Source organism: Rhizobium sp. ZX09, assembly GCF_017357485.1.
GTDB lineage: Bacteria > Pseudomonadota > Alphaproteobacteria > Rhizobiales > Rhizobiaceae > Agrobacterium > Agrobacterium pusense.
Window position 1 is genome coordinate 2,037,256 of sequence record NZ_CP031364.1, and the last position, 18,894, is coordinate 2,056,149.

Sequence of the window (18,894 nt, forward strand, 5' to 3'; positions counted from 1 at the left end):
TTTCTGTTTTTCTTTTTTCCTCTATGCGCCCATGCCGCCCTCAAAGATACCATACTAAGATACAGGTGGGCGCATCTTCTCGCCGATCAGTTCCGCCTTGCGAACGAGATCGGCGACCGACCTCGCTTCCATCTTGCGCATCACATTGCCGCGATGCAGTTTTACCGTGACCTCGCTGATGCCTAGCTCATAGGCGATCTGCTTGTTCATCAGACCCCGGACGACAGCGCTCATGACCTCGCGTTCCCTCGGCGTTAGTTGTTCGGCAAGGGATGCGACGGCCTCGTTCTGGGCGCTTTCGCGGCGTCGGGAAGCATCCCGGTCCATCGCGGCCGCGACGGCGTCCAGAATGTCCTGTTCCTTGAAGGGCTTTGTCAGGAAATCCACGGCGCCGGCTTTCATCGCCCGCACGCTCATCGGGATATCGCCGAAGCCGGTCATGAAGATGATCGGCATCCTGTTGCCGACGCGTTCCAGCTGCATCTGGAAGTCGAGGCCGCTGATGCCCGGAAGCCGCACATCGAGCAGCAGGCAACCCGGCCGGTTCAGATTGGCTTTTTCGAGGAAGGCGGTGGCGCTGTCGAAAGCTTCGGCATCAAACTTCATGGAGCGAAAAAGATCGGTCAGCGCCTCGCGCATCGACACGTCGTCGTCGACGATGAAAACGACGGGTTGGGGTGGCTCCTTCGCCTGCTTGCGTGGGTCAGGCATGTTCCATCTCCTGGCTGATCGGCATGGAAATGGTAAAGACCGCCCCGCCGAGGGGGTGATTGTCACCGGTCAGCCTGCCGCCGCGCGCTTCCAGAGTGGTGCGGCAGATCGATAGCCCCATGCCCATCCCCGTCTCCTTTGTCGTGTAGAATGGTGAAAACAGCTTTTCCTTCATCTGCGCGGGGAATCCCGGTCCGTTGTCGTGAACGGCAATATGGATATTGTGGCCGTCTTCACGTTTTTTCCGCACCGTGATGGTGCGATTGGTGCTGCCGGCCTCTTCCATCGCCTGAATGGCATTTGTGAGAAGGTTGATGAGGACCTGCTGCAATTCGATCCTGACGGCCGTTATTGGCGGAGTGGCCTGTTTCTCCACGTGGACGGTGGTGCCACTGCGCTCGAGCTCGTGTTCGAGAAGGCTGAGCGTTTCGTCAATGAACTCATCGAGATCGAAGGTTTCCGTCTTGCCGCTGGTATGGGCGAGCTGACAGCGTGTGTTCTGGATGATGTCGCTGGCGCGCTGGCCGTCACGGATCATGCGTTCGGCCGAACGGCGGGCCGCGGCGAGATCCGGCGGATCGCGATCCAGCCACCGCAGCAATGTCTGTGCATTGACGATGATGGCCCCAAGCGGCTGGTTCAATTCGTGGGAGAGCGATGCTGACATGGCGCCCACCGCCGCGGCCTTTGAAGCCTTCGTCAGCTCCGCCTGTGCTTCGGCCAGCGCCTTCAGCGCCATTTCGCGCTGGGTGATATCCACCATGCTCACCACCACGCGATTGAAGGCTGCCGCCTCGGCCGGAAAGCTGATGGAAAGAAGCACCAGCTTGTCTTCACCGCTTTCCGTGCGCACCACCACCTTGTCTTCGAAAACACGCCGGTTATCGATGATTGCCTGCAGGACATCGACGAACTTTCCGGAAGACGAAACGATTGACTGCTGGAGGGTTCCGCGCAGAGAGGAGTCGTAACCGAGCATTTCCTTTCCTGCCTCATTCGACGCAACGACCGTGATGAGGTCGATACATCGCTGCGTAAAACCCGGATTGGCGCGTGCGTGGGCGCGTATATCGGTGACGCCCTGTTATTTGAGGCCCATCAACAGGGCGTGAAGCTTCGAGTAGTCCCGCTCCCAGAGTGCCACGCGCGTGCGGTCGAAAATGGAGCGATAGCGCTCCTCGCTTTCTTTGAGCGCCGCGTTGACGGACAGCATCGCCAGCCGCGCGGTTTCGGTTTTCAGCAGCAGCATGGTGGTGACGGCCAGTGCTGCAAGGGCGACCACCAATCGAAGGGCAGACTGAAAGTCGGCGTCCTGCGCATGGGTCGCCGCATAGGACAGCAGCGATAGGATGGCGCAGGTGCAGGAGGTCGCGATGAGACCTGACCAGCTCACGGCCTGCGCGGCCAGAAGAACCGTGATGACATAAAGAACGGCGATCGCGCCTTCTATGTCGGTATAGGTGTCAACGTAAAATACTCCGGCCGCCAGCACCAGCGCGCCAATTCCAAAAACCAGATGGTGGGCTCCATCCTCCGGCTCTCGCGCGCGAAACATCATTGACGCAATCGACATTGTTCCCCCGATGCGATTTTTGCCGACAATACGGTTTTTTCAGCACAACCTGACCTATACATAGGTCTTGCGTGCCACCGCCGTCTTACCATCACGATAGCGGCAACTGGGTGTAGCGCCATATGCAAAATTTTTACCCAAGACCTCGTCCACAGGGGCCCATGGCCTTTGCAATGCGCACCGGCCCTTCGCTCGTCAGCCAGCTGCACTCACCGTAATCGGTACGCCTTTATAGGAAGGCGTTCCCGAAAGGCGATCATAGCGGCCTAGCGCGACCACCGCATTCATCTCGGGATAATAACCCGCTGCCGAGCCCTTCGGGATATCGTACTCAACAGCCGTGAAACCCTGAACGAGGTGGCGCCCCTCACTGTCTTTGGCGATACCGTGAATATCGATGCGGTCGCCATCCTTCAGGCCCCGTTCGGCGAGGTCCTGCCGATTCATGAAGATGACGTCCCTGCGGCCGAAGACGCCGCGATAACGGTCATCCATGCCGTAGATCGTTGTATTGTACTGGTCGTGGCTGCGGATGGTCGTCAGTACGAGGGCGTCCGGATTGGAGATCAGCGGATCTTCCTCGATCCCGGTGGCGACAAGGAAATTGGCCTTGCCGCTCTCCGTGTTCCAGCGGCGGAAGGAGGCTGCGACATCAAGGCGGAAGCCGCCCTTCACGCGGACCCGGCTATTGAAATCCCTGAAGTCAGGGAAGACCTCTTCGATCTTGTCGCGAATGCGATCGTAATCGGCAATCAGCCAGTCCCAGTCAATGCAGTGGCGGTTTCCGATGGTTGCCTTGGCGATGCCGGCGATGATGGCGGGCTCCGACCGCACAAGTTCGCCTGGCGGTTTGAGGAAACCGCGTGAGGCATGCACCATCGACATGGAATCCTCGACGGTCACCGCCTGCGGGCCGGAGGCCTGTGTATCCAGATCGGTTCGCCCCAAACAGGGCAAGATCAGCGATGTCCGTGCCGTCAGAAGATGCGAGCGATTGAGCTTCGTCGCAATGTGGACAGCGAGATCGAGTTTGCGCATACCTTCGAAGGTCGCGGCGGTATCCGACATGGCGACGGCGAGGTTTCCGCCAAGGCAGATGAGCGCCCGGGATTGTCCGGCGATGATTGCCTCGACGGCTTCTATGGCATTGTGGCCTTTTTCAGCGGAGGGGCGAAAACCGAAAGCGCGTTCCACGCCATCCAGCAGCGCCTTGTTCGGGATTTCGGTGATGCCGACAGTGCGATCGCCCTGAACATTGGAATGGCCGCGAATGGGCGCTATCCCCGCACCCTGGCGACCCATATTGCCGCGCAGCAGCAATAGATTGGCAATCTGCTGGACATTGCTCGTACCCTTGGAGTGCTGCGTTATACCCATGCCGTAACAGATAATGACATTGGAGGCGTTGACGTAAACCCGGGCAGCGCTCCATAGCGCCTCCCTCGTCAGCCCGCTGACCGAGCAGATCGTATCCCATGATGTGGCATCGATATCGCTGCGCAGCACGTCAAGGCCTGAGGTATGCTGCTCGATGAAGGCCCGGTCCAGTGCGCCGGCTCCGCCCGCACCGAGGCTTTCCGCATCCATTTCAAACACCGCCTTCATGATGCCCTTGAGGGCGGCGAGATCGCCGCCGGTGCGCAGCTGATGATAGGCGGAGGCGATCGGAGTGGAAGAGAGCGTCGCCATTTCGATCGGGTCCTGCGGCGCGGCGAAACGCTCCAGCGCCCGTTCCTTCAGCGGATTGAAAACGACGATCGGCACGCCGCGTTTTGCGGCATTGTGCAGCGTCGTCATCATGCGGGGGTGATTGGTGCCCGGATTGTGGCCGAAGCTGAAGATCGCATCCGCATGATCGAAATCCTCCAGCGTCACTGTGCCTTTACCGACGCCGATGGATTTCGGAAGGCCGACGCTGGTTGCCTCATGGCACATGTTGGAACAATCGGGAAAATTATTCGTCCCAAAGGCGCGTACGAAAAGCTGATAGAGAAAAGCAGCCTCGTTGGACGCCCGGCCTGACGTGTAAAACTCCGCCATGTCTGGGTCACCAAGCTTGTTGAGCTCCTGCGCGATCAGGCGGAACGCATCGTCCCAGGCGATCGGCTCGTAGCGATCACTCTCGGCATTGTAATGCAGGGGAAGGGTCAGCCTTCCGGCATCCTCGAGCTTGTGGTCGGTCCACTGCCACAATTCGGAGACCGTGTGCTGTCCGAAAAATTCAGGTCCGGATCGTTTGGCAGTCGATTCCCATGTGATCGCTTTGGCGCCGTTTTCGCAAAATTCAAACGATGAGGTGTGTTTGGGATCGGGCCAGGCGCAGCCGGGACAGTCGAAGCCTTCAGGTTGATTTGCCTTGAGCAGCGTCATGGTGCCCTGGGCGACGATCTGCTGGTGCGCGAGGGTTTTCGCGACGGCTTTCAAAGCATCCCAGCCGCCGGCGGGATGATCATATTTTTCAATACCTTCCGGGCGTTCTTCTGTCATGTGGGAAGTCCTTCGATTTTGCAGCCTGGCGATTGTCGTGCGCCACGACGGTAGCCCACGTACGCAAGCTTAAACATCATACTCATGCATAGGTTGCCTGCTCACCAGAGGGCGAAATGAAAAAGGCCGCCTCCTGCGGCGGGGGCGGCCTTTTGCGGATCGGGAGGGAGATCCGCGGCTCCGGGGAGGGGACGCCGGAGCTTCTGGCTTCTGTGAGCCAATCGCCGAGGGGCGGGGCGACGGGCAAACGTTATCCCGGGCCGGCGCTAGCCGAAACTACACTTAGGTATCGGGTAGACTGTACCAGCAGCCGATTTCTCCTCACCCGTTCTTCTCCCTATTCTCGAGGCCGATCAGACAGCCGCAACAGGGACGCTCAACAACGGGCGGTCAATTGCCAAAGGAGAACGATCATGGACACGACAACAGCTTCCAGAAACCGCAAGCTTCCACTTGCAACCCCGACCGATCTCGGAGCGGAGGCAAGCCGCGACATTGCCGCGGCGTTGACCGCCCTGCTGGCGGATGTCTTTACGCTCTACGTCAAGACCAAGAACTTCCACTGGCATGTTTCCGGTCCGCATTTCCGTGACTATCACACGCTGCTGGACGAACAGGGCGCCCAGATCTTTGCCATGACCGACGACATTGCCGAAAGGGCGCGCAAGATCGGCGGTACCACCGTCCGCTCCATCGGACATATCGCCCGCCTCCAGCGCCTCCTCGATAATGACGCCGACTTCGTCACGCCTGAGGATATGCTTGCCGAACTGCGCGAGGATAACAAACAGCTGACCGCCATCCTGCGGCAAACGCACAGCCTTACCTCCGACCTCAACGACCACGCGACCACCAGTCTCATCGAGAACTGGATCGACGAGACCGAGCGGCGCACATGGTTCCTGTTTGAAACCACGCGCCGTGCGCGCTGAACGCAGGACAGGAAATGGCCGGCAATCCCATCGAGCTCGCGCTTTCCAGACGGCACCTTCTGCTGGCGGGCGCGGCACTTTCCACGGCGATGGCCATGCCATCGACAGCTTTTTCAAACTCCACCCCACCTCCCACCGAAGGAGCATTTCCAATGACGGAATCATTCGTAAAGACCAAGGACGGCGTCGATATCTTTTTCAAGGACTGGGGCCCGAAGGATGCCCAGCCGATCGTCTTCCATCATGGCTGGCCATTGTCATCCGACGACTGGGACGCGCAGATGCTGTTCTTCGTAGAGAACGGTTATCGCGTCGTGGCGCATGACCGCCGCGGCCACGGCCGGTCGCAGCAGGTGAGCGACGGGCACGACATGGATCATTACGCCGCCGATGCCTTTGCCGTCGTGGAACATCTCGATCTCAGAAATGCGGTTCATATCGGGCACTCAACAGGCGGTGGCGAAGTCGCGCGTTATGTCGCAAAATTCGGCGAGCCGCACGGCCGCGTCGCCAAGGCCGTGCTCGTCTCCGCCGTTCCGCCGCTGATGCTGAAGACGCCGTCCAATCCCGGCGGCCTGCCGATCGAAGTCTTCGACAGTTTCCGCAAGGGCGTCGCCGATAATCGCGCCCAATTCTTCCTAGATGTCCCGACCGGCCCCTTCTACGGTTTCAATCGTCCGGACGCGAAGGTCTATCCCGGTGTTATACAGAACTGGTGGCGTCAGGGCATGATGGGTAGCGCCAAGGCCCATTACGATGGCGTGAAGGCTTTCTCGGAAACCGATCAGACGGAAGACCTGAAGGCAATCTCGGTGCCCACGCTCGTCCTTCACGGCGATGACGATCAGGTCGTGCCGATTGCGGCCTCCGCCGAATTGTCGGTCAAGCTTCTGAAGAACGGGACGCTGAAGGTGTATAAGGGTTACCCGCATGGTATGCTCACCACCCACGCAGACGTTATCAATCCCGATCTGCTGGCTTTTGTGAAAGGCTGATCGCGTAAGGCGCGGCTGCCGGCGAAAGCGGGCGGCGGCCGGTTTCTGCGGAGATGGAGATTTCGATGCCGTTCAGACCAGCTGATGAAGCTCCTGTCCTTCGTGACGGGATCGCGAGCCTGCCGGAGATGGAGGATATCCAGCTTGAGCTTCCGCTCTCGCAGGGTGCCGATGCGAAAAATAGACATCATGCCGGGCCCGAACGGGATCTGCCGATGTACGAGACAAGATCCCCCGAATGACCGATATGCAAACAAGCCCGGCTTTGTCGAGCCGCGCTCATCAGCTTTCACGATATTGGTTTCAGATGACCGCGCCCAGAAGCCCCGCAAGCGACGAAGGCTCGTCTGAACCTGCGTCATAGACACAGGGCACCGCGAATATTGCCGAGAGCACGAGGGCGATGACGAGCCAACGCGGGCGGAAAAGCGGTTTATGCGAGCTTGAGTGTGACATCGATGTTCCCCCTCGTTGCCTTGGAGTACGGGCAGATCTGGTGCGCATCCTCGACGATCGCCTGCGCGGCGGCACGATCGATGCCCGGCAGGCTGACAGACAGGCGGGCCTGCAGGAAGAACTCGCCACCCGTCGTGCCGAGGTCGACCTCAGCATCGACGGCGGTGTCAGCCGGAAGGCGAAGCTGGCGCCTGGCCGCTGCCTTTGTCATCGCGCCGATGAAGCATGCCGACCAGCCTGCAAAAGCTGTTCGGGATTGGTCCCCGGCTTGCCGCTGCCCGGAGGCGAGAGTTTGAGGGAAAGTGCGCCGTCGTCGCTTTGCGCCGATCCGTCACGGCCGCCGGTCGTGCGGGTCTTGCCGGTATAAAGAACAGTCTCGATTCTGGTCATGGGAGGCTCCTTTGATTGCCGCTGCCGCGGCGTTTTGCGATAGGAGCTTTGTGAGGGATCAGCGTATCGGCCATGTTTCCGGAAAACGCGAAACTGTATCGAAACGTATCGGCGTGTTACGAGGTGCTCGGCCTGCCTCCGCGTCAGGGAAAAGAAACCTCGGCCGCCAGCCCGCCACCCTGCCTGTTATAGAGGCGCACCGAGCCGCCGATCGTTCCGGCAAGCTGCTGCGCAATCGCAAGCCCGAGGCCCGTTCCGCCCGTGTCGCGATTTCTCGATGTTTCAATCCGGAAGAATGGCTGCATGGCGTTGTGCAGCATCTCGTCGGGAATGCCCGGTCCTTTGTCGAGCACCGTGATGACAACGGCGCCTTCAGCATGCCGATCCACTTTTATTTCGGCACTGCCAGCAAATTTGAGGGCGTTATCTATGAAATTCGTGAGTATCCGTCGCAATGCGTGCGGTTTTGTCGACGCCGTGCCGCGCACAATGCCTGAAACCGTGACCACCTTTCCGGTATCCTGATAGTCGTAGGCGATGCTGTCGATGAAGGATGCCAGATCGATGCGAGAGGACTTCTCGCCGTTGCCGTGGGCGCTGCGCGCATAAGCGATCCCGTCCTGCACCAGACGTTCGATTTCACGCAGGTCACTGACCAGCTTTTCCTTTTCCGGCGTATCATCAGCCATATCGGCCCGCAGCCGCATTCGAGTGATGGGCGTCTGCAGGTCGTGTGAAATCGCCGCGAGGATTTGCACGCGTTCTTCAAGATATTGTGCGACGCGATCGCGCATGGCGTTGAATGCACGAGCCGCGTGGGCAACTTCGCTCGGGCCGCTCTCACTCATCGGCAACCCCTTCTCCCCCGGATCGAGCGCTTCCGCCGCGGCTGCCAGCGCGCTGAGGGGTCTGGTCGTCTGCCGCACGGCAAACCAGGTGCAGAGGAGGAGAAGCGCCATTTGTGCGGCGAAGACGTAGGGCAGCCATTCGGCGATGGGCATGACACCCCGTGGTGTTACGTCAATTGTCAGGGGCGAGCCGTCCGACAGCGTCAGATGAGCCTGAAGCCTCTTGCCGTCGCCGGGAATGGATTCCACCCTGACCGGAAACCGGTGCCCGGCGGCCTCTTCGATCCTCTGCGCGATTTCTGCCCCGCGCCCGGACATGTCGGCGACGCCGGGAAGGCCAGGACCGAGGATGAGCTGGTAGTTGCTGCGGCCGAGGCGGTTCACCCATCCCGCCCGCTCTTCCGCAGGCAGGCGGTCTATGATGGCGATGGATACCGCAAGGTCCTGCTCCAGTGTCCCGAGCATGACTGCCTTGGCAGACATATACCGTTCGGCAAAGAGGATGCTGAACGACAACCCGTAGGCAATGGCAAGCCCGGCAAGCAGGATGAGAAAGAGTCTGGACCGCAACGAGCGTGGCCACCAGCCGGCAATCAGATGCCGGCCTTTCATGCCCTTGGCTCCGAAATCTCCACCGGAACGGAAAAGACATAACCTTCCGCACGCACCGTCTTGATGTAGGTGGGTTCCCGCGCATCATCTCCCAGCCGCTGACGCACGCGGCTTACAAGAAGATCGATCGATCTGTCGAAGATTTCGGCATCGCGCCCCTGTGTGAGGTTCAGCAACTGGTCGCGGTTGAGGACGCGCTGGGGATGATCGATGAACACCCTGAGAAGCCGGTATTCAGCGCCGCTCAGTGCCACGGTCGTACCGTCCCTGTCCAGCAGATGGCGGCCCACCGTGTCAAGACGCCAGTCGCCAAAGGTCAGGAGCTGCCCCGCTTCGCTGATTTGCAGATTGGGCGGCAACATCCGGGTGCGGCGCAGGATTGCCTTGATCCGTGCGAGAAGCTCCCGGGCGGCGAAGGGCTTCGAAAGATAGTCGTCGGCGCCCATTTCGAGCCCGATGATCCGGTCCATCTCGTCATCGCGGGCAGTCAGCATCAGAACCGGCGTGGCCTTGTGCTTTCCGGCCCGCAACTCACGGCAGAGAACCAGACCGTCATCGCCCGGCATCATCACGTCGAGCACGATCAGATCGACGGTATTGCCGTCCAGAAAACTCCTCATCTGCCGTCCGTCGGCAGCCACCGTTGTTCGCAAGCCGTTCTTCTTCAGGTAGCTGGAAACCAGCTCCCGGATTTCCCTGTCGTCGTCCACGACGAGAATGTGATCGATATGTTCCATTGGATGCCTTCATCGTGCGGACGTTTCAGTGGCCCGCTACTGCATTGCCCGCTGCCAACAGCAGTAAGACAACGGTTCGCGGGCTTCGGCAAGCCTAAAGCTTTGCGACGTCGAGAACGGCCCCGGCGAATGCCTCGGGCGCTTCCTGCGGCAGGTTGTGCCCTATGCCGCCGCTGATATTGCGATGCTGGTACTTGCCCGAAAACCTTGATGCGTAAGTGGAGGGGTCCGGATGCGGTGCGCCATTGGCGTCACCTTCCAGCGTGATCGTCGGGATCGTGATGAGGGGAAGTTTCGCAAGCCGGCGCTCGTAGTCGTCATATTTGGCTTCGCCTTCGGCAAGTGCCAGCCGCCAGCGGTAATTATGGATGGTGATCGCCACGTGGTCGGGATTGTCAAACGCGGAAGCGGAACGATTGAAGGTTTCGTCGGTGAATTTCCAGGTCGGGGAGGCCGTTTGCCAGATCAGGCGAACGAAGTCGCGGGTATTCGCGGCGTAACCCGCACGGCCGCGTTCCGTCGCGAAGTAGAACTGATACCACCAGGAAAGTTCCGCCCTGGGCGGAAGTGGCTTTTTGTTGATTTCCTGACTGCCGATCAGATAGCCGCTGACCGACACGAGGCCGGTGCAGCGCTCGGGCCAGAGTGCCGCCATGATATCGGCCGTGCGAGCGCCCCAGTCATAGCCCGCCACGACGGCCTGTCTCACGCCAAGGGCATCGAGAAAGGCGATCATGTCGACCGCGAGTGCTGCCTGCTGCCCGTTGCGTGCCGTTTCATCAGAAAGAAAACGTGTGGTGCCGTATCCGCGCAGATAGGGAATAAGCACGCGATATCCTGCCGAAGCGAGGATGGGCGCAACGTCAACATAGCTGTAGATGTCATAAGGCCATCCGTGCAGCAGCAGAGCGACCGGGCCCTCCTCGGGCCCGGCTTCGGCGTAACCGACATCGAGTACACCCGCTTTGACCTGCTTCAGGGGCCCAAAGGACGTTTTTTCGCCTGTTGTTGCTGACGGGGTAGCTGAAGGCGCCTCGCCTTTGGCCTGGGCCAGGCCCGCCGCGCCGAACTCTACGGCGGCAACAGTCATTGCGGCAATGCCGAAGAACCGGCGGCGCTGGAAATTGATCTCGGAATTCATTGTCGTCTCTCCTGTCCTTTTTGGATGACAGGCAGTTAACGCTGTACGTGTATCCCCGATGTGTCCCGGGCGAACCTGATGTGAATGGTTTTGTAGCAGCGAGCCTTCTATATACAGACTGATACATTCAGCTTGCCCTCTAAATGCGGATCAGCCGCTCCCGATGTCAGGAGCGGCTGTGGTGGCGTTCCACCAGATCCGTGTTTATTTCGCGGACCGCCGGGCAGCCTCTGTGATGACGTCTGCGACCTCTTCGGGCCTGGATGCGAAGACTGCGTGGCTCCCGGCGATCTCGGTCACCGCGCTGCCGGCGCGTTTTGCCATGTCACGCTCGAGATCGGGGTTGATCGACCTGTCCTGCGTCGCGATGATCGACCAGCTTTTCTTTGTTCTCCAGGCTGGCTCACCGGCCTTGGCTGTGAAGGCAGCCTTGGCGGCAAAGACCTGGCTTTTGGCCATGAAGGCAGCCTCATCGCTGGGCAGGTCGGCGGCGAAATCCTGCGCAAAGACCGCCGGATCCAGATAGAGGAAGGCGCCATCCTTTGTTTGCTTTATGCCGTTTCCAGCAGGTGGTTTTGCTGTGGCGAGGTCAAGAAGGCTCTCTCCCTTTTCCGGCTGGAAGGCGGCGACATACACCAGCCCCGCCACATCGGGTCGATTGCCCACTTCCGAAACCACCATGCCGCTGTAGCTGTGCCCGACCAGCAGGCTAGGGCCCTGCTGGAGATTGAGCACGCGGTTTGTTGCTGCCACATCATCGGCAAGCGAGGTGATGGGTTCCTGGACGATGGTGACGTTGAAACCACGGCTTTCGAGGATGTCCGTTGCCTTGCGCCAGGCAGAACCATCTGCAAGCGCGCCGTGGACGATGACGATATTCCTTACCTCCGCCGCCTGTGCGGCAAAAGCAATCAGCGCTGTTGCAAAGGCGAGCGCGAATTTTGGCATGAGACGATGATGCATCGTGTTATTCCTTTCATGTGGCCGGATAAAAACGGGTCAACCGAAGGTGAAGGCGTAGGCCTGCACACCGGGGTCGAGGAAGCGGATGGTGAAGGTTTTTGCTGTCACGGTGCCGGACTGGCGAACGAGCTGGTAAAGGCGGGTTGATGTGACGACGCCATTGCCATTGGCATCCGTATCGGCGCCATGATCAGGACCCGGCGGATGGCCATCCACGGTCATCTGGAAACGAACCGGCTTTCTGGAATCAACCGGACCCAGCACCAGATGCAGGTCACGGGCACTGAAGCGGTAGGTGATGCCGCCATTGGCCGCATCAAGGGTGGCCGCTTCCGCGCCGACCGTCCATTCGCCGGAGAGCCCCATTCATTGAGGGCAGGCGCCGTGACGGAATAGTCTCGGGGCGCGTCTGCACCCATTGTCTCGTTCGATGCAAAGCTTCGCGCCTGACGGTAGCCTACATAGGTTTCGCCGGAGAGCATGTGGCTCATGTCCGCGCCGGCTTCAGCCCCCTTTGTCTCCGGCGTCACAGTCTCAGTGGCGGACGCGCTGGTGCTGCCCGCCTCGCGCAGCAGATCCTGAATTGCCTCTTCGGTCTCCCTGTAGTCTCCCTCACCGAAATGGTGGTAACGGATCTGGCCTTTGGCATCGATCAGGTAATGCGCTGGCCAGTAGCTGTTATCGAAGGCGCGCCAGATCCTGTAATCATTGTCGATTGCTACCGGATACTCGATCTTGAAGCCGGCGACGGCCTGTCTGACATTGTCGATCTTCTTTTCGAAGGCAAATTCGGGCGCGTGGACGCCAATGACGACGAGACCCTGATCCCTGTACTTCTCCGCCCAGGCACGCACATAAGGAAGGGTGCGGATGCAGTTGATGCAGGAATAGGTCCAGAAGTCGATGAGCACGACCTTGCCGCGCAAGTCTTCACGGGTGAGCGGCGGGGAGTTCAGCCATTCGACAGCTCCATCGAGGGACGGCGCGGTGCCTTCAACCGGCAGTGCCGGGCGCATGGCGGCAGCGTCACCGTCCGGGGCTGTGGCTGCGGTTTTCTCCGCTACTTCGACCGTCTGTTCGGGCCCACTGGCTGCGTCGAGACGATCAAGAACGTGCTGTTCGAACGATGTCGTGCTGGCATAGGAAATCTGCGATAGGAAACCGGTGTCCAGCCCAAGCGCGATGGCGGCAACGCCGGCCAGCACCGCTGCTCCGGTTGCCTGGCGAATACGCTCGCTGAAACCGAGGGAACGCTTCATCGCCGCAAACACCCTGCCTCCAATGAGGACGGCGACGGCAAGCGATGTCGCAGCACCGGCGGCATAGGCGGAAAGCAGCAGGCTGGTTTCCAGATTGGCGCCCTTCAGGGCCGCACCGGTCAGCACGATCCCGAGGATTGGGCCGGCGCAGGGCGCCCACAGGAGCCCGGTGGCGATGCCGAGCAGCAGGGAGCCAGTGACCGTCGGGGCGGCATCGGGCTTGCCGGCGGCATTGGCAAGTCGGTTGCCGAATTCAACGACCGGACGGGACAGGACAGAGGCGAACTTCGGTGACATCAGCCCAATTCCGAAAAGGGAGAGCGTTGAAAGGGCGGCGAGCCGGCCATATTCGTTGGCGTTGATCGCCCAGCTGCCGCCGATGGCAGCGAGCGTCGCAACGGCGGCAAAGGTGATCGACATTCCGGCGAGCAGCGGCAGCGTGCTGCGCAGGAACGGTTGGCCGGCCCGCGCGAAGACGAAGGGAAGAATAGGCAGGATGCAGGGGCTGAGAATTGTCAGCACGCCCCCGAGATAGGCAACGACCAGAAGCGTCATTATCTTTTCCTTTCAGCTGGGATTAGGGGCACCGGGCGGCGAAGGTGAGCCGGTAATGGCGCCACCTTCCCGGCGTCGCGTATCTCTGATGTGTCGGTGTGTGGGTGATTTTGTATGGGAGTGTAGGCGAGCGGACGGACCGTCGACCATGAAGGCAACGGCGGCGCGGCCCTTTGCTCGTCAGGGCGCGTACCGTGTGAAAACGAAATCGTGGTCCTTGACGTTGCCGACATGACACGAAAGGCAAGTCTCATGCTGTGCGATATCGACCGGTTTGCCGTTGACGAAGCGCCCGAAGCCCCAGCCATGGCTGTCAGGATATTTCCTGGAGTCCTTGACCATCACCTGCACGGTGGTTGCCGCGCCCGGCACCGTGGCTGGTGGAAATTCCGCGGATTGCTGCCGCTTGTAGGCAAGCTTCACCAGTATCGAGCCATCAGGAAAGGGCAGGGTTCCGCTCTTGTAAGCGTTCACGGCGATGTCGTTTGCCAGAACGGCACGAAGCTCATCGAGCGGCGGCGCTTCCTGTGCGGGAGCGATGAAGCGCCAGTCGCGATATCCCTCGGGAAGCGTAACGCCATAGAGGGGTGAGGCGTTTTCCGGCGGGCTGTCCTCAAGGCTTGAATAAGCGGCTCCGAAACCTGCTGCCACAACTGCAAGAGCGACGGCAAAGAAAATCTGGTTCTTCATGACAAATCCTGCCTCATCCGAAAACGATCAGACGATGATCTGCGCGGCAGGTATCCGGCATGTTTCCTGAAACCGGGATTTATGTATCAGATCGTAGCAGCGATTGTGCCGGCGAGGGAAGCGCCGGCACACACATATCAATCGGCGCGCTGTAGCAGCGCGAGCGCGACGGTGGATGTCGCGAGGATCGCGGTCAGAGCCAGCGGCGCGGTGGCGCCGTAGGAATCGACGATATAGCCGCCGAACACTGCACCGATGCTGATGGCCACCTGGAAAGAAACGACCATCAGGCTGCCTGCCGCCTCCAGCGCATCCGGCGCGCCCCGGGAAAGGTTGGTCGGCAGCACGACAGGCGCCATGCCGAAGGCAAGGCCCCAAAGGGCGACCAGAGCAAATGCGGCACCGGTATGGACGCCCCAAAGAACCAGGGAAATCGTTGCAAATGCCATCAGTGCGGCGGTGACGATGAGTGCGAGACGGATACTGGCATCAGCCATCCGGCCACCCGCGACGTTGCCAATCACCGAGGCGACGCCAAATCCAAGCAGTGCGAGAGCAATCGGCGTTGTACCGAGGAGCGTCACCTGCTCGAGGAAGGGACGGACGTAGACCGAGCCGGCGAAATGTCCCGTCATGAGCAGGAGGATCGCGAGCATGGCCAGCTGAACGCTACGCCGCCGCGTCAGGCGGAAAACATCGGAAAGGCTGTTGCTGGTGCTTGCCGGCAGCGACGGCAGGCTGAGGATCTGCAGCAGCATGGCAATGACGGCAAGTCCTGCCGTCATCGACATTGCCGTGCGCCATCCCAGCCAGTCGCTGATGAGGGCTCCCATCGAAGGCGCGGCGATTGTGGCGAGCGAAACGCCGAGGGTAACGATGGCCATGCCGCGCCCTGTCGCATTTGCGCCGACAAGCCTTGCGACGACGGCAACCGAAAGCGCCCAGAACCCGCTGAGAGCAATCCCGAGCCCGGCCCGGCCCAGCAACAGAAGCCAGAAATCGGTTGCAAATGAAGCAAGAAGGTTTGAGCCGATCGCCAGTGCACTTAGACCGACTAGCACGGTCTTGCGGTTCAGCCTGCCGATGAGGACGTTGCTCAACAGCGCCGTCACTGCGCCGACGGATGCCGTGGCCGTGACGACCTGTCCGGCTGTCCCTTCGGTGATGCCGAGGTCACGCGCCATCGGCGTCAACAGTCCCGCCGGCAGGAACTCGGCCGATACCAGCGCAAAGCTGGTGGCCGCCATCGAAAGAACCGCGAACCATGTGGCGGCTGTCCACGCGGGTTGCTCCTCGATGTCGAGGGACATTGTTGCCCCGTCAAACTCTGATGTGGTGTCGGTCATGGTATCTCTCCTTGAGTTGGGAGAGTTTTAAAGAATTTTGCTGGATGATATGTATCTAAAAGTCCGAATTTCATGCCTATTTGTCCAAATTTGTGCGACGCACAACGCAGGCGCGTGCGTTGACGCAGGGATGTGTCCGGGGGGCGTGCGCCTTTCTGCCCGCGGGAAAACTTTGCGGGCGGGCAACCTTTCAAACCGCCATCCGTTTAGCCGTCCATGACCGATGCTGACGCAAATTCGAAACGAGCCGATGGCACCGGCAAGAATGGTGCAGGGAAAGTACATGTCGAGAATGCAGCCGATGAGCCGCTGCCGCCGGAGGAAATCGAACCTGCTGAGGGCCTGACGCCGGAGGAAGCCGAAAAGGCCCGCAAAAAATATCTGCTGAAACGCTTCTGGATCAGCGCGCGCGGCTTCTGGAGCCGCCGCGGCGACGGGCTGGCATGGCCGTTCTCCATCGGCCTGTTGGTGATGATCGGCATCAATGTCGCTTTCCAATACGGTGTCAACGTCTGGAATCGTGGCATCTTCGACGCGATTGAAAAACGGGATGCGTCCACGGTCTATTTTCTCGCTTCCATATTCCCGCCGCTGGTTCTGGGCAGCGTCCTGATCGTAACATCGCAGGTCTATGTCAGGATGCGGATCCAGCGGCGCTGGCGGTCCTGGTTGACGAAGGTGCTGGTCTCCCGGTGGATTGCAAATGGCCGCTATTACCAGCTTAACCTGATTGACGGCGACCATCAAAATCCGGAGGCGAGGCTGTCGGAGGACATGCGGATCGCCACTGAAGCGCCGGTGGATTTCGTCGCAGGGGTCATTGCCGCCTTCGTATCGGCATCCACCTTCATCGTCGTCCTGTGGACGATCGGCGGCGCGCTGACGTTGCCGATCGGCGGCGTTTGGATAACGATACCTGGCTTTCTGGTAGTGGCAGCGGTAATTTACGCGCTTATCACCTCAAGCTCGATTGCGTGGATCGGCCGGAACTTCGTCAAAGTCTCGGAAGTCAAGAACCAGCTCGAGGCGGAATTCCGCTATACGCTGACCCGTGTGAGGGAAAATGGCGAGAGCATTGCGCTGCTGGGTGGCGAAGAAGAAGAGCGCAGCGATCTCGACAGCAGGTTCCGCAATGTCCGGCATCAGTGGAAGCGAATGGCGCAGCAATATATGCGTACCACCGTCGTGTCGCATGGATCGATGCTGATTGCGCCCGTCGTTCCGGTCCTGCTGTGCGCGCCGAAGTTCCTCGACGGAAGCATGTCGCTGGGCCAGGTCATGCAGGCGGCATCGGCTTTCACCATCGTTCAGTCCGCCTTCGGCTGGCTGGTCGATAACTATCCCCGGCTGGCGGACTGGAATGCCTGCGCAAGGCGTGTCGCATCGCTGATGATGTCGCTTGACGGCCTCGAGCGGGCTGAACAGAGCGATACGCTCGGCCGGATCGTGCGCGGTGAAACGGAGGGTGAGCCGATGCTGAGCCTCAAGGATGTATCCGTTTCGCTGGGCGATGGTACTGCTGTCGTCAAGGAAACGGATGTAGAAATCGGACCCGGCGAGCGGGTGCTCGTCGCAGGTGAATCCGGATCCGGGAAAAGCACGCTCGTGCGGGCAATCGCCGGCCTGTGGCCATGGGGCGGCGGCAGCGTCAGTTTTCGTGCCGGCAGCCGGCTGTTCATGTTGCCGCAGCGGCCATATATTCCGTCCGGAACGCTTCGTCGGGCGGTCTGTTATCCGCAGGCAGCGGAGAGCTGGACTGCCGACGAGATCGGCGCAGCTCTCGACAAGGTCGGTCTCGGCCACCTCAAGGACAAGGTTGAAGAAGAGGCGCCGTGGGACCAGACGCTCTCCGGTGGTGAAAAACAGCGGCTCACCTTTGCCCGCCTGCTGCTGAACGATCCCGATATCATCGTCATGGATGAAGCGACTGCCGCCCTGGATGAAAAAAGCCAGGACAGGATGATGCAGACGGTCATCGACGAATTGCCAGATGCTACGATCATCAGCGTGGCACATCGCGCCGAGCTGGAGGCCTTCCACAGCCGCAAGATTACGCTGGAACGCCGGGAAGGTGGCGCGAAGCTGGTCAGCGATATCCACCTCATTTCGAGGAAGGCCCGGTCCGGCTCGTTGCTCCGCCGCATGGTCAAACGCAGGTAAGAAGCGGGCAACCGCGGACGAAAATCGCGCAGCACTTTCACCCCCTGACATAATGCGAATGAGTATCGCTCTTTCGGTGCTTCTGTGTTTTCCACGTCACCCGTATGAACGGTGGACGGTCAATCGGTGACGTCGTAATCTGGCCGCCAGATGAGGCAACGACATACTCTCGGGAGGAAACAATGCCTATCTTCATGGACCGGCATGAGCTCGCCGGAGTTTCTGCGGCCGATATTGCCGCCGCGCATCTTAAGGATATCGACATTCAGGACCGGTATGGCGTCAGGTTTTTAACCTACTGGTTCGATGAAAGGCGCGGTACCGCCTTCTGCCTCATGGATGCGCCGGATGCTGAAACAGCGCAATGCGTGCACCGCGAAGCCCACGGCTTCGTCGCCAGCGAAGTTGTGGAAGTCGCCCTGTCGGCTGTGGAGGCGTTTCTCGGGCGAATACAGGACCCTACGCCGCTCGAGCCTGCCCCCAAACACATGGATGCTGGCCACCGTGCGATACTTTTCACTGACATCGTCGGTTCAACCGAAATGACCGCTCGCCTGGGCGATCGTATGGCAGCTGAACTCGTCCGCGCGCATGATGCGCTCGTGCGTGGCTGTCTGGTAAGACGGTCAGGACGGGAGGTAAAGCACACCGGGGACGGCATAATGGCAGTGTTCTCCTCCACGCCATTTGCAGTCGACTGTGCAATCGATATTCAGCGCGCCTTCCATCGCTACAACAGCGACAGGGGCGAACCCATTCACATCCGCATCGGGCTGGATTGTGGTGAGCCGATTGAAGACAGCAATGATTTCTTCGGCACGACCGTTCAGCTGGCTGCAAGGCTTTGTGCTGCCGCCCATAGCGATCAGATCCTGATATCGGACAAGACCCTGCAGGAATATGGCAGCGCCGATGTCCCCGTATATGGCCATCGATACAGGCTTAAAGGCTTCGCCAAGCCGGTCCTAGCCTATCGTTGCGAGTGGTTGCATTGATTATGGTGTTCTTCACGGCTGATCCTGACGCGGCACTACCGTTG

General features: G+C 60.1%; 13 protein-coding genes and 3 pseudogenes. 5 read left to right on the forward strand and 11 right to left on the reverse strand.

Annotated features, from left to right (window positions below):
• Positions 1-54: 54 nt before the first annotated feature.
• The 3 genes and pseudogenes from BTN45_RS24000 to BTN45_RS24010 all read right to left on the reverse strand — a co-directional run bounded on the left by BTN45_RS24000 (position 55) and on the right by BTN45_RS24010 (position 4,771).
• Positions 55-711, reverse strand: a complete 657-nt coding sequence (locus tag BTN45_RS24000; RefSeq protein ID WP_207591512.1) for a response regulator transcription factor — start codon at positions 709-711, stop codon at positions 55-57.
• Positions 704-2,284, reverse strand: a pseudogene (locus BTN45_RS24005) (ATP-binding protein). Before BTN45_RS24005 ends, BTN45_RS24000 begins: the two are co-directional and overlap by 8 nt.
• A 195-nt stretch (positions 2,285-2,479) precedes the next feature.
• On the reverse strand, positions 2,480-4,771 hold the full coding sequence (locus tag BTN45_RS24010) for an FdhF/YdeP family oxidoreductase (protein WP_207591516.1): 2,292 nt from the start codon (positions 4,769-4,771) through the stop codon (positions 2,480-2,482).
• A gap of 413 nt (positions 4,772-5,184) precedes the next feature.
• Here BTN45_RS24010 and BTN45_RS24015 point away from each other — a divergent pair, with 413 nt between their 5' ends.
• From BTN45_RS24015 to BTN45_RS24025, 3 genes are all read left to right on the forward strand, one after another.
• A complete protein-coding gene (locus BTN45_RS24015) occupies positions 5,185-5,703 on the forward strand; it encodes a Dps family protein (RefSeq protein ID WP_207591517.1) in 519 nt (172 codons plus the stop codon).
• Between the two features lie 14 nt (positions 5,704-5,717).
• The gene (locus BTN45_RS24020; protein ID WP_172873905.1) at positions 5,718-6,698 is read left to right on the forward strand and encodes an alpha/beta hydrolase; all 981 of its coding nucleotides are present in this window, start codon (positions 5,718-5,720) and stop codon (positions 6,696-6,698) included.
• Positions 6,699-6,763: 65 nt separating this feature from the next.
• Positions 6,764-6,940, forward strand: a complete 177-nt coding sequence (locus tag BTN45_RS24025; protein ID WP_207591518.1) for a hypothetical protein — start codon at positions 6,764-6,766, stop codon at positions 6,938-6,940.
• Between the two features lie 191 nt (positions 6,941-7,131).
• Here the strand turns inward: BTN45_RS24025 and BTN45_RS24030 are convergent.
• The 8 genes and pseudogenes from BTN45_RS24030 to BTN45_RS24065 form a co-directional block, all read right to left on the reverse strand.
• Positions 7,132-7,544, reverse strand: a pseudogene (locus tag BTN45_RS24030) (organic hydroperoxide resistance protein).
• A 143-nt stretch (positions 7,545-7,687) separates the two neighbouring features.
• Complete coding sequence (locus tag BTN45_RS24035; RefSeq protein WP_207591519.1) at positions 7,688-9,004, reverse strand: ATP-binding protein; 1,317 nt, start codon at positions 9,002-9,004, stop codon at positions 7,688-7,690.
• Entirely contained in the window at positions 9,001-9,741 is a 741-nt protein-coding gene (locus BTN45_RS24040) for a response regulator (RefSeq protein WP_022563954.1), read from the reverse strand. The genes BTN45_RS24035 and BTN45_RS24040 overlap by 4 nt, the downstream gene beginning before the upstream one ends.
• A 94-nt stretch (positions 9,742-9,835) precedes the next feature.
• Positions 9,836-10,882 carry an alpha/beta hydrolase gene (locus BTN45_RS24045; protein WP_207591520.1) on the reverse strand — a complete coding sequence of 349 codons (1,047 nt, stop codon included), beginning with the start codon at positions 10,880-10,882 and terminating at the stop codon, positions 9,836-9,838.
• 204 nt (positions 10,883-11,086) lie between these two features.
• Entirely contained in the window at positions 11,087-11,845 is a 759-nt protein-coding gene (locus BTN45_RS24050; RefSeq protein WP_207591522.1) for an alpha/beta hydrolase, read from the reverse strand.
• Between the two features lie 36 nt (positions 11,846-11,881).
• Positions 11,882-13,659, reverse strand: a pseudogene (locus BTN45_RS24055) (cytochrome c biogenesis protein DipZ).
• Positions 13,660-13,839: 180 nt separating this feature from the next.
• Entirely contained in the window at positions 13,840-14,349 is a 510-nt protein-coding gene (locus tag BTN45_RS24060) for a cytochrome P460 family protein (RefSeq protein ID WP_207591524.1), read from the reverse strand.
• 137 nt (positions 14,350-14,486) lie between these two features.
• Entirely contained in the window at positions 14,487-15,695 is a 1,209-nt protein-coding gene (locus BTN45_RS24065) for an MFS transporter (RefSeq protein WP_207591526.1), read from the reverse strand.
• Between the two features lie 216 nt (positions 15,696-15,911).
• Between BTN45_RS24065 and BTN45_RS24070 the strand changes: the two genes are divergently transcribed.
• Both BTN45_RS24070 and BTN45_RS24075 read left to right on the forward strand, forming a co-directional pair.
• Entirely contained in the window at positions 15,912-17,855 is a 1,944-nt protein-coding gene (locus BTN45_RS24070; protein ID WP_207591527.1) for an ABC transporter ATP-binding protein/permease, read from the forward strand.
• Positions 17,856-18,037: 182 nt separating this feature from the next.
• A complete protein-coding gene (locus tag BTN45_RS24075) occupies positions 18,038-18,850 on the forward strand; it encodes a nickel-binding protein (RefSeq protein ID WP_004444419.1) in 813 nt (270 codons plus the stop codon).
• Positions 18,851-18,894 lie beyond the last annotated feature (44 nt).